The 12507-nt window shown below is 36.1% G+C and carries 9 protein-coding genes; 2 read left to right on the forward strand and 7 right to left on the reverse strand.

Annotated elements, in window-relative coordinates:
* Window positions 1-378: 378 nt before the first annotated feature.
* Complete coding sequence (locus CRO54_RS00005; RefSeq protein ID WP_097127233.1) at window positions 379-1359, forward strand: acyl-ACP desaturase; 981 nt, start codon at window positions 379-381, stop codon at window positions 1357-1359.
* Between the two features lie 43 nt (window positions 1360-1402).
* On the opposite strand, the gene CRO54_RS00010 is transcribed toward CRO54_RS00005, so the two are convergent.
* The 3 genes from CRO54_RS00010 to CRO54_RS00020 form a co-directional block, all read right to left on the reverse strand.
* A complete protein-coding gene (locus CRO54_RS00010; RefSeq protein WP_097127235.1) occupies window positions 1403-4768 on the reverse strand; it encodes a methylmalonyl-CoA mutase family protein in 3366 nt (1121 codons plus the stop codon).
* A gap of 217 nt (window positions 4769-4985) precedes the next feature.
* Complete coding sequence (pafA, locus tag CRO54_RS00015) at window positions 4986-6653, reverse strand: alkaline phosphatase PafA (protein ID WP_097129785.1); 1668 nt, start codon at window positions 6651-6653, stop codon at window positions 4986-4988.
* 109 nt (window positions 6654-6762) lie between these two features.
* A complete protein-coding gene (locus CRO54_RS00020; RefSeq protein ID WP_240774976.1) occupies window positions 6763-8004 on the reverse strand; it encodes a bifunctional folylpolyglutamate synthase/dihydrofolate synthase in 1242 nt (413 codons plus the stop codon).
* 159 nt (window positions 8005-8163) lie between these two features.
* Here CRO54_RS00020 and CRO54_RS00025 point away from each other — a divergent pair, with 159 nt between their 5' ends.
* Window positions 8164-8820 carry a DUF2927 domain-containing protein gene (locus CRO54_RS00025; RefSeq protein ID WP_097127239.1) on the forward strand — a complete coding sequence of 219 codons (657 nt, stop codon included), beginning with the start codon at window positions 8164-8166 and terminating at the stop codon, window positions 8818-8820.
* Window positions 8821-8860: 40 nt separating this feature from the next.
* On the opposite strand, the gene CRO54_RS00030 is transcribed toward CRO54_RS00025, so the two are convergent.
* From CRO54_RS00030 to CRO54_RS00045, 4 genes are read right to left on the reverse strand one after another with little or no spacing between them, the layout of a single operon-like run.
* The gene (locus tag CRO54_RS00030) at window positions 8861-9676 is read right to left on the reverse strand and encodes an energy transducer TonB (protein WP_097127241.1); all 816 of its coding nucleotides are present in this window, start codon (window positions 9674-9676) and stop codon (window positions 8861-8863) included.
* A 2-nt stretch (window positions 9677-9678) separates the two neighbouring features.
* Complete coding sequence (locus tag CRO54_RS00035) at window positions 9679-10080, reverse strand: ExbD/TolR family protein (RefSeq protein WP_097127243.1); 402 nt, start codon at window positions 10078-10080, stop codon at window positions 9679-9681.
* On the reverse strand, window positions 10080-10790 hold the full coding sequence (locus CRO54_RS00040; RefSeq protein ID WP_097127245.1) for a MotA/TolQ/ExbB proton channel family protein: 711 nt from the start codon (window positions 10788-10790) through the stop codon (window positions 10080-10082). Before CRO54_RS00040 ends, CRO54_RS00035 begins: the two co-directional genes overlap by 1 nt.
* Window positions 10791-10796: 6 nt before the next feature.
* Window positions 10797-12482, reverse strand: coding sequence for an SPOR domain-containing protein (locus CRO54_RS00045; RefSeq protein ID WP_097127247.1), 1686 nt, complete (start codon window positions 12480-12482; stop codon window positions 10797-10799).
* Window positions 12483-12507: the final 25 nt, after the last annotated feature.

Raw genomic sequence — 12507 nt, forward strand, 5'->3', positions numbered from 1 at the left:
CCGAGCCGATGGTACTGCGGTAACACGTGGGAGAGTAGGTCGGTGCCTAAACCTACAGCCCCCCTTCAGAAATGTCGGGGGGCTTTTTTTGTGGAACCGAAAATAACAGATTCGAATCCCTGCCAGATGTGGGATGTCCCTAACATCTCGATAACCATTAGTTTTCGAGAGCTTTTGTCAAAATACTTTTAAAATCTAGAATTTCTTAGCATTTAATATGTTTTATCCATAATAGCTGATATAGTTGTTATAGAGAAGCTGTTTTAAGAAGATGATTTACGTCATTTTTGCAAAGATAGTTTTGACGTTTACGTTAATAAATTCCTCCGTGCCATATAATTTGGTTATCTTTGAGGTTTATAAATCATATATACACAAATGAGTTTTTTTGTTGAAAGAAGAAGGGAAGTAATGCAGCATATTGAAAAATATATGCTTGAAATGATGCCTGAATATCTAAAGCCTATTGATGAAATTTGGCAACCATCAGATTTTTTGCCAGATGCAAGTAAGGATGACTTCTTTCATAAAGTAAAAGAATTACAACAAAGCGCTAGTGAATTATCTTATGATTTAGTAGCAGTGTTGATTGGAGATACTATTACAGAAGAAGCTTTGCCTACATATGAATCTTGGTTAGCTATGGTTGATGGCGTGAGTAGAGATGAAGAGGGAGGGTGGATGAAATGGAATCGTCAGTGGACATCGGAAGAAAATAGACACGGAGACTTATTAAATAAATATTTGTATTTGTCAGGACGCGTAGATATGCGTCAGATGGAGATGTCTACACAATACCTAATAGCCGATGGTTTTGATATTGGTACAGGTCATGATCCATATAGAAATTTCATTTATACTTCTTTTCAAGAACTGGCTACCAATGTTTCTCACAGAAGGGTTGCCTCGTTAGCAAAAAAGGATGGAGATACGTTGTTATCTAAAATGTGTGGTGTAATTGCTTCTGACGAAGCCAGACACGCAAAAGCCTATAAAGATTTTATAAGCCAAATATTTAAAGTAGATGCAAACGAAGCGATGCTTGCGTTTGAGGATATGATGAAGAAAAAGATTGTAATGCCTGCTCATTTCTTGAGAGAAGTAGGTTTGCCTATTGGGCAGGTTTTTGGACATTTTACAGACGCTGCCCAACGTTTAGGTGTTTACACCGCGGTAGACTATGTAGATATTCTAAAACAATTAATTGTTGAGTGGAATATAGAAAGTGTTAAAGAGCTAAATGAAGCTGGAGAGAAGGCGAGAGATTATATCATGAAACTTCCGGATCGTTTGTTGAGAGTTGCAGAGAGAATGAAAAATCCTTCAATAGATTATAAGTTCAAATGGATTTTAGCATAAATAAATGAATAGAGAAAGCCACAATTTAGTTGTGGCTTTTTTATTACATGTTACGTCTATACTGTCCGCCTACTTCGTACAATGCATTGCTGATTTGACCTAGAGAACAAATCTTACAAACATCCATTAATTTTTCGAATATATTTTTTCCCTCTACAGCTGCTTTTTGTAAGTCTTTCAGCGTTGCAGCAGCTTTATCTTCATTTCTTTTTTGAAAGGTTTCTAAAGCGGTGATTTGGTATTGCTTTTCCTCTTCTGTTGCACGAATGACCTCGCCTGGAATAATTGTAGGCGAGCCATTTTTATTTAGAAATGTATTTACACCTACAATAGGAAATTCTCCAGTATGTTTCAGTGTTTCATAATAAAGACTTTCTTCTTGTATTTTGCCGCGTTGATACATCGTTTCCATCGCTCCTAAAACACCACCACGATCATTAATGCGCTTAAATTCTTCCAATACAGCTTCTTCTACTAAATCAGTTAGTTCTTCTATGATAAAAGCCCCCTGTAGTGGATTTTCATTTTTCGCTAAGCCTAGTTCTCTGTTAATGATAAGTTGAATAGCCATCGCTCTGCGTACAGAATCTTCTGTTGGTGTAGTAATTGCTTCATCATACGCATTGGTATGTAAAGAATTACAATTATCGTAAATGGCATAAAGCGCTTGTAACGTAGTTCGGATGTCATTAAAATCTATTTCCTGAGCATGTAACGAACGACCAGAAGTTTGAATATGATATTTCAGCTTTTGCGAACGGTCGTTGCCTTTGTACTTATTTTTAATGGCTTTTGCCCATATTCGTCTCGCTACTCGACCAATAACTGCATATTCTGGGTCGATACCATTACTAAAGAAAAAGGATAAGTTCGGTGCAAAATCATCGATATGCATTCCTCTACTTAAATAATATTCTACAAAAGTAAATCCATTGCTTAAGGTGAAAGCTAATTGCGAAATAGGATTGGCACCAGCTTCAGCAATATGATATCCCGAGATAGAAACTGAGTAAAAATTACGGACTTTTTCGGTGATAAAATATTGTTGAATGTCGCCCATCATCCTCAAAGCAAATTCAGTAGAGAAAATGCAAGTGTTTTGAGCCTGATCTTCTTTTAATATATCAGCCTGTACGGTTCCACGAACTGCGCTAATTGCTTTTGCTTTGATTTGTGCGTAAATATCTTGAGGAAGAACTTCATCACCAGTGACACCTAATAACATTAATCCCAAACCACTGTTGCCTTCTGGAAGTTTTCCATTATAGCTCGGTCTATTAATGCCTTTTGTTTTGTATATCTGCTTTATCTTGCCTTCAATTTCTTCTTCTAAGCCATTTTCAATAATATATTTTTCACATTGTTGATCTATTGCTGCATTCATGAAAAATCCTAATAACATAGGCGCAGGCCCATTAATTGTCATAGAAACCGAAGTGCTAGCAGCGCAGAGGTCAAAACCTGAATAAAGTTTTTTAGCATCATCTAAAGTGGCAATGCTCACACCTGAGTTACCTATTTTTCCATAAATATCTGGACGTAAATGAGGGTCTTCTCCATAAAGTGTAACCGAATCGAAAGCAGTAGATAACCTATGAGCTGGTTGGCCTAAAGAGACGTAATGGAACCTTTTGTTGGTTCTTTCTGGGCCACCTTCGCCAGCAAACATACGGGTAGGGTCTTCTCCCTCACGTTTTAAAGGAAAAACTCCGGCAGCATAAGGGAATTCTCCAGGAAGATTTTCTGTAAGTAACCATTTAAGTATATCTCCCCAGTCTTCATAACTGGGCAAAGCAACTTTAGGGATTCTTAATTTCGAAAGTGACTCATAGAACAATGGTTGCTTAATTTCTTTATCTCTTACTTTGTAAATAAAGTTATCTTGTTGATACTGATGCTTTATTTCTGGCCATTTCCTTAATAGTTTTCTACACTCTCCATCTAATAGTTCTTCTTGATAGTTATAGTGTTGTTCAAGATTTTCAACATTTACCTCATTTTCATTTTTTAGTAAATGAATTACCCCCTGCAGTTGATACATTTTGCGAGCAATATCTACTTGCTTTTGTACCCAATCGTTATAATGTTCGCTAGCTTCAGCTATTTCGGACAAATACCTTGTTCTTTCTGGAGGAATAATATAGATTTTTTCAGATTCTAAAGATGTCATTCCCATTTTAGCTGAGAAATCTACCTTAGTTTTTTCTTGTATCTTATTAATTAAGGAGACAAACAAATTGTTCATACCAGGATCATTGAATTGCGAGGCCATAGTTCCATAAACAGGAATTTCTTCATCTTTTGCCTCAAATATATTGTGATTGCGCTTGTATTGTTTTCTTACGTCTCTTAATGCATCTAGCGCTCCTCTTTTATCGAATTTATTGATAGCGACCAAGTCTGCAAAATCAAGCATATCTATCTTTTCCAGTTGAGTTGCTGCACCAAATTCTGGTGTCATCACGTATAGTGACACATCACAATGCTCGGTAATTTCTGTATCAGACTGCCCGATGCCGGAAGTTTCCACGATGACTAAATCAAAACCAGCGGCTTTACATATATCAATACTTTCTTGAACATTCTTCGATAATGCCAAATTTGCTTGTCGAGTTGCCAGAGAACGCATGTAAACTCTAGGATTGTTAATCGCATTCATACGAATTCTGTCACCTAAAAGCGCACCACCAGTTTTTCTTTTCGATGGATCTACTGAAATAATAGCAATAGTTTTATGTTTTACTTCGATTAAAAACCTTCTTACTAGTTCGTCTACCAAGGATGATTTTCCTGCACCTCCAGTACCTGTTATTCCTAAAACTGGGGGATTGGATTTTTGATTCTTCTTTAGCTTGGTTATTGTATTTTCAAAATCATCAGCGTTATTCTCTGCGGCAGAAATTAACCTTGCAATCTTTCTATTTTCTTTCTTTGTTAAATTTTCAGTTTCATTGCTTAAGGTTTTAACTGTTACAAAATCGGTTTTTTGCAACATATCGTTAATCATTCCCTGCAAACCCATTTTACGTCCGTCGTCTGGAGAATAAATTCTAGAAATACCGTAAGCTTCCAATTCCTTTATTTCATCTGGCAAAATTACACCACCGCCACCAGCAAAAATTTTGATATGATTTGCTCCACGTTCTTGCAACAAATCAAACATGTACTTGAAATACTCAATGTGACCACCTTGGTAGGAAGTCATTGCTATTCCTTGTACATCTTCTTGAATCGCACAGTTTACTACTTCGTCAACTGATCTATTGTGTCCAAGGTGGATGACTTCGGCACCGCTAGACTGCAAAATCCTACGCATGATGTTAATTGTTGCATCGTGACCATCAAATAGTGCAGCTGCAGTTACAAAACGTATTTTATTGTTCGGCTTATAAATCTCAATTTTATCCATAATCATAGATTTCCATCGAAGGAAGTAACAGGTTTGAGTACAATACTGGTTAGAAAATTACTCACCAAAGGTAATGTTTTGGGAAGTCAAAAGTTAAAGTTCAAAAGTAAAAATAGCGTTGGGTTATTGATGAATTGGTATTATATAAGGCTTTTAAATGAAAAATCCTCAATTCGTTATTTTGAATTGAGGATTTGATTGTGAAACTGTTAATGTCTTATTTCATAAGTTCGGTAATTACCTTTCCTATAGCTCCACTAGGTTGCTGAATATGTAGCAACGCAGAAACTGTAGGAGCAATATCTGTCATATAGTATTCTTTATTGGTTTTACCAGGCTTAACACCCCAGCCCATAAATACGTTAGGGATATGACTATCGTAAGGGTTCCAAGCTGCATGTCCAGTTCCTGGGCTTAGTGTAGGATACCAGCCAGCATCTAGTATAATATAAACATCTCCGCTTCTGCGAGCATTAAAACCGTTGGTGATTTTCATTTTTAAATCTTGAGGTAGGCTGGCATTACCTAGGTTTTTTACGTCTACTGCGTTCAATACACCTTCTTGTTTAACCAAATAATCAATACTAAATTGTTTGATTTTGCTATAATCTGCATTTGCAGCCTTAATTGCATCTGTATCAAAAATCAGTTGGTTATTCATTAAAGTAAAAATGGCATCTTTAACCTTAAATTCTTTTAAAATTAGGCTATCTAATTCTTTTTGATATTTCTTAGGATTTAGACCACCAGCTGGCAACTTATTTTCTTTAGAAAAACCTGGTACATGAGTTACCCCGTGGTCTGCCGTTAAGAAAAATAGATAATTGCCTTTACCAATTGTTTTATCTAAGTAATTGAAGAAATCTTCTAAATCTTTGTCCAATCGCAAATAGGTATCTTCTAATTCTATAGAGTTTGGACCAAATTGATGGCCGACATAATCAGTCGAAGACAAGCTAACCGCCAAGAAATCTGTATTTCCTGTTTGACCCAATTTTTCAGCAGGTATAGCAGACTTAGCAAACTCAAGTGTGAAAGTATTGCCTTGAGGCATGCTGGTCATTAGTGAGTAGTTCTTATTAGCGTATTGCTTAAATAGGTGAGGGAAAGTTGCCGTTTTTTCGTCCTTAAATAAACGTTCGTAAGGCTTATCATCAGCTGTGCTTTCTGTGTAAGTTGCTATTGGATATAAAGTATTCCAATCTTCAGCAAAATATTTATTAGGTAGTTTTTTAGCGTTGAAATCATTTACCCAAGTTGGTAATTGTTGCATGTAGTGCGTACTTGTGATGAAATTTCCAGTTGCACCATCGTACCAATAAGAACCGTTAGCGGTATGTCCACCAGGTAAAATAGCACCTCTATCTTTAAGCGAGATACTAATTACTTTACTTCTAAAGTTAGTTGCCATTCTAAGCTCGTCGGTAACGGTAGTAACCAATAAATTTTTAGGTGACATTAAACCTGCTTTGCTTGGACTACCGACAGTGCTTACACTTTTATCTTCCACGCAGTACATATCTCTTCCCAATTGTGGGTCGAACCAGTTGTTGCCAATAATGCCATTAATTGCAGGTACGGTACCGGTATAAACTGACGCGTGTCCACAGGCTGTAATAGTTGGTGTGTATGGAATTAGTGTGTTTTCGGCAGAAAAACCTTCGTTAATTAGTCGCTTAAAACCACCTTGTCCGTATCTGCTGTAGAAGCGATAAAGGTAATCCCATCGCATTTGATCTACCACCATACCCACCACCAATTTGGGGCGAGCAACAGTTTGAGGATAAGTAGAATTAACCTTCTGATTATTTTTAACTGGTTTTTGAGCGCTCAAGCTATTTGCAAATAAAACAGCGAGAGAAATGTACAAGAATTTGATTTTCATTATTTTAAGTTGTAGGTAGATTTTTGTTTTAATAATGTTTATAAGCTGATAAAGGTAAAAATTATCAGTTAAATATTTGATGAACATTGACGAACAAACGGATGCTATTCTATAAAATTTCTGCTACAACAAAGGTGCTTCCACCTATAAAAATTAAATCTCTATCTTTTGCGTTATCTTTTGCATTGTTTAGCGCCTCTTGTACTGTGTTAAATACATTTCCTTTAAGATTATAATCGGCGGCCTGTGTTGCCAGTTCATTTGCTGATAATGCTCTTTCTAATTGAGGTTCGCAGAAATAGTAAGTTGCATTTTTAGGGAGTAGGGCCAAAACAGCACTAATGTCTTTATCTTTCACCATTCCAATTACCATGTGTAGATATTGGTGGGGAGTTTGATTGATATTTTGAATTACTTCAGCTATTCCTGCTTTGTTATGTCCTGTATCGCAAATTACCAACGGATTTTTAGCTAATGTTTGCCACCTTCCCTGTAAACCTGTTAGTTTTTTTACATTTTTTAAGGCTTGATAAATAGCTTCATCAGGAATTTGATAACCGATTTTTCGTAATTCTTGAACAGCTTCGATTACGGTTAAGATGTTTTTTAACTGATAAGTTCCAGTTAAATCTAGCGTTAATCCTTTTAGTAAGGGTTGATTTTTTTGGTTGATATCTAATTTTAACGTGCTTGCCTTCTTTGAAATATTTGCTACTCTGAGTACATCTTCCGTAAAAACTAATGAAGCATTTTGTTCCTTTGCCTTCTTTATAAATACCAAGTCTGTTTCTGGATGACGTTCGCCAATAACAACGGGAGTATTAGGTTTAATGATACCCGCTTTTTCAAATGCAATTTCGGCCAAGGTATTACCCAACATGTTGGTATGGTCTAAACTGATATTGGTAATTACAGAAAGCTCTGGTTTAATGATGTTTGTAGAATCTAATCTGCCACCTAAGCCAACTTCAATTACAGCAACGTCCACCTGTTCTTGTTCGAAATAAGAAAAAGCCATGCCTACGGTAACTTCAAAAAAGGAAGGCTCTATTTTGTTAATTAATTGTTGTTGTGCTTTCACAAAATTGGTTACAAAACCTTTAGAAACCATTTTTCCGTTTACGCGAATTCGCTCTCTAAAATCTTTGAGGTGAGGAGAAGTATATAAACCTGTTTTATAACCAGCTTTTTGTAAAATGGCAGCCAACATGTGCGATGTAGAACCTTTGCCATTGGTGCCTCCAATATGTATGGTTTTGTATTTGTTTTGAGGATTTTCTAAGGCATTGCAAAGTGCTATTGTGTTATCCAAATCCTTTTTAAAAGCCGATGCCCCAACTCTTGTAAACATTGGTAGGCGACTGTAAAGATATTCTAACGTTTGGCTGTAATTCATAACTAGAGGCAAAGATATGCGATTGTATTTTGAGAACAATCTGAAAAATAATATTTATCTAATAGTTATTTCGAATGCAATTTTATTTTAAATTAGTAGGATATATACGCTTTTATGAAAAAATTATCTTTCTTAATCCTATTATTTTTTATTTCTGCTATTGCTGCATTTGGGCAGAAATTAACTCCAAAAGAAAAAATCGTTTTCGATGAAATCGCTTATCATCGTTTTAGAACTGGGGAATATGAAAAAATTCACAAGTGGGTAGTTCCAATACGTTACAAAGTAATTGGTGATAGTAGCAAATATATATTGAATGAGATAGATACTACATTTAGTGAATTGGCAAGGCTTACCAACTTAGATATTCAAAAATCAGACGATGATGACGAGGTAAATTTTATCATAGCACTTCGAAATGACGTAGAAACTATAGCTCAGTTATCGGAACATGCGAAAAGATATGCCAATACTACTGGAGGTTTTGCTTACAAGGCTAATAAAAAAAGTGAAATTTACAGACTAGAGCGTGTATTTGCTATTTCTAAATACCGTAATAAGGCAGATGTTCGATATGCTGTAAAAAAGGGAATTATTGGTGGCTTCGGATTGTTTAAGAAAAGCGAAAACGCACCGAAGAGCCTATTTTATGAGGCAAACAATGGTAAATTGAAAATTGATGCATTTGATTCTGCTATTATTACTGCTTTCTATAATGAAAACATCAAAGCTGGAATGACAAAAGAGGAAGTTGACCCTTTATTGCAATAGGTTCAGCCTCCTCTTTGGTTTTAGAACTATACTTAGATTATTATTTTACTGAAAATTTAAAAGGCACAAAGAAAATACGGGTATCTGGACCTTTTTCTATAGCATTTAAGGAAGCACCTAACATAGCTCTCTCGCATTTATCTTCTAAAGCATTATTTCTAAATGTACTTCCTTTAGCTCCAGCTTCAGCACTTATAATTCTACCAGATTTGTTTACTAGTATTTTCACCATGATGGTTCCGGTTTCTTGACCATCATCTTCAGGTTTTACCAGATTTTTAAAGTTGCTTAAAGGAAGTGGTTTACTACCAAATCCGGAGCCGCCGTTACCATAGAAAGGAGTTAGCGGATCGCCATCTGGATCTCCTTGGTTACCTGGGGTTGAACCTGTTCCATCGCCGCCACCAGTAGCATTGTTTTTTTTGCCTTTGTAAAGTGCATTTGGGTTAACTGCTGGTTGCTCTACTTTTTTATCTTGAGTGCTCGTTGGATTGGCGTTACTTTTAACTGCCTTCGTATTCACACTCACCGCTTCTTCATTATCTTGAGTGGTTAGGTTTTGATCACTCAGTTGCGATTGGGTACTTTTTGTCGTTGGATCTGGAGTGATTTGGTCGGGCTTTTTATTGTTTGCATCGGGGTCCATAGATGGTTCTTCAATGCTGGTGTAGTCCGTACCCATTCCTTCTACAGATGTACCATAATTAACCACCATGCCACCCATTCCCAACTCTTCGTTAGGTTCAAATTTGCCAATTATCCAGATAAAGCTAAGGGCAATAAAGCCCCCCATTAGCGCTGTAGAAATGGCTAATGCTTTTGGATAATTATTTTCTTCTTTATGGTTATGTGCCATGTTTATTTCTTTTGCTCTACAGCAAGAACAACTTTCAATTTCAATTTGTTAGCCACGTCAAATACTTTCATCGTATTTTCTATAGATACACCTCTTGCTACGTATAAAACGATAGTTAAGTCAGTATCTTGCTGAATTTGACTTTGTATTTGGCCTTCCATCGCTTCTAAAGTGATAGGTTGTTTATCAACGAAGTAGTTTAAATTTTCGTCGATGCTTACCGTAATAGATTTTTGGTTATTAGCCTGTTGACCAGAAGAGGAGCGAGGAAGTAGCAATTTTACTACCTGCGGATTTACCACAGCAGAAGCCAAGAGGAAAAACAACATCAAGAAAAACATGATATCGTTTAAGGCAGCGGTGTGCACCTCTACATGACCCTTTTTTCTGTTTTTTAAATTCATTATTTTCCTGGTTCTTCTAAAAGGTCGATAAACTCAATTGCTTCGGTTTCCATTTTAAGGATGATTTTCTCTACCATCATATTTAAAATGTGGTAAAGTACGTAAGCCATGATCCCGATAATCAAACCTGTTGCAGAGGTAATCATTTTGGTATAAAGACCATCCGAAATGGTACCAATTTCGATAGCTCCTTCTGCAGCTACGCGTTGGAAGATAGTAATTACACCAATAATGGTACCTACGAAACCTAGCATCGGTGCAATACCAGCAATGATACCTAAAATACCAATGTTCTTTTCTAGCTTAGCAACTTCCAGCTTTCCAGTGTTTTCAATTGCACCTTCAATATCTTTAATTGGACGACCGATACGTTTTAAACCTTTCTCTAACATACGAGCAAGGGGAGAAGGAGTGTTTTTACATAAAGCGATAGCATTTTCTAAACGTCCGTCTTTTATGTTCTGTCTGATTTGAAATAATAGGTTAGTATCATCTTTGGAAGCTTTACGTACAGTTATGTATCTTTCTATAAAGATAACCAATCCTAAGAAAGCCAATAAGGTAAGGGGAATCATTACCCAACCGCCTTTAAAAAGCAAGTCGATAAAATGAAGGGGCTCTTGAGGTTTTACTGCGCTAGTAGCTACAGTTTGTGTGGTATCTGCCAGATTTTGAACCGTGTCTTGTAAAGTGGTTAATAATAATATCATTGTGTGTTATTTGTTTTTAATGGGTTGGGCATAAATGTCTTGGTTTTTAAATTGCTTACGAAACTTAGTAACGTATTTTTGTGCCGAATCTATATTATTGTAAGTAGCAATACTTATATTTTTACGCTTGCCATGCATCGTTGATATTTTTGCATCGAAGCCTTTCTTCTTCATACGAGCAATATAATCTTGAGCTTTTGCATCTGTAGCAAACGAAGCGATGATGACATCGAAAGTATAAGTAGTTGGTACTTCTTTTGTTGTTGTAGTAACCTTCAAAGTATCCTTAGCTGGCTCTACATCTAAGCCTACTTTTTCTGCATTTTTCATAATGCTATCTGCAAAAGAAATAGAATCTTGCTGAGTTTTTAAGTTACTTCTTTGGATAGGCACTGCCAATTTTTCGTCGGGATTAGTTGTATCTCTTTCGAAGGTTTCGAAAATGTCTGGCTTAACGAAATAAAGAATAACGATTAAAACGAGTAAGGCAATTAAACCAAAACCTACTTTTTGATAAAGAGGCATCTTGGTTTTTTCTATAATTATTTCCTCTTCGAAATTTTCTTTATCAAATTCTCCAATTAATGTGTTGTCTTCAATAGCTTGCTTGCTTTCGATATTGTTAAAATCCCACTCATGTGTAGTAGATTTTAGTTTGATATCTTCTGGCTTTTGTTCTTTATCAAAAGAAATTGATGCTGCAGGCTCTTGGGCAGTTATCGAATCTAGAACAGAGGGACGTTCATCTGTAAAAGTTTCTTCCTTACTAATATCTTCTGCAGAAACTACATTTTCATCATTAAAATCCCAAGTATGTTTCTCTTCTTGCTGATCTTCTGCAACTATTTCTGTTTCATTTGTAGGATTTTCGCTATCTACTTCGGTAATCTCTTCAAAAGCTTCTGAATCTGTTGCTTCATTTGTTTCTACATTAGCAGGAGTTTGAGTTTCTGCTGTATCAGTATGCGCTGTCTCGGGAGTATTTTCTTCAACTTCTTCCGTTTCGTTTACTTCTTCTATTGCAAGCTCAGCTTCAGCTTCAACTTCTTCTTCAATTTTATTGAGCTCTTGTTCAGTTTCAGAAATTGGTTCTTCTGTAATTTCTTTTTCAGTTTCTTCAGAAAGGGCTACTTCATTTTCAGCAGTTTCTACTTCACTTACTTCCTGCTCAAATTCTGGAACCTGTATCTGTTCAATTTCAGGTTCTTCAGTTTCTCTAGGTAAGTCATCTGCTGTTACTTCAGAAGTCTCTTCTAAAGTAACCTCTTCTTCTTCTTTGTTTTCGGGCTGTATTTGTGCCGTAATAGGGGGTAATGCGAAGAAGTCGAAACCTATATTGATATCTTGGCTAGGAATGAAAACCACTTCCTCTCCGAGAGCAGAGAACGTACCTAAATTTTCCATTTCATATTCGCCATTTTGTAAAGCTTTTTTCGCTTCTTCTACAAACTGACTGACAAAATATTTAGCAGAATCCTCAGAAATGCCCCTTTTAGTTTGGATATATTCGGCAAGGTTAGTATGCTCCAATACATCAGAAGTAAATTCCAATGTATAGCTAGGAGGCAAAAACGAGTGTGTTTCTGCATCATACCTTCCTGGCGTTTTCTTTTTATATAAAGTACCTAAGCCTTCAATTCCTATTTGTTTACGGGTTTTTAAAAGCTCTATCAGGTATTGTAATATATCCATTTGGGTAAAATAATTATAAAATTAA

The organism is Pedobacter xixiisoli (assembly GCF_900215335.1).
Taxonomy (GTDB): Bacteria; Bacteroidota; Bacteroidia; order Sphingobacteriales; family Sphingobacteriaceae; genus Pedobacter; species Pedobacter xixiisoli.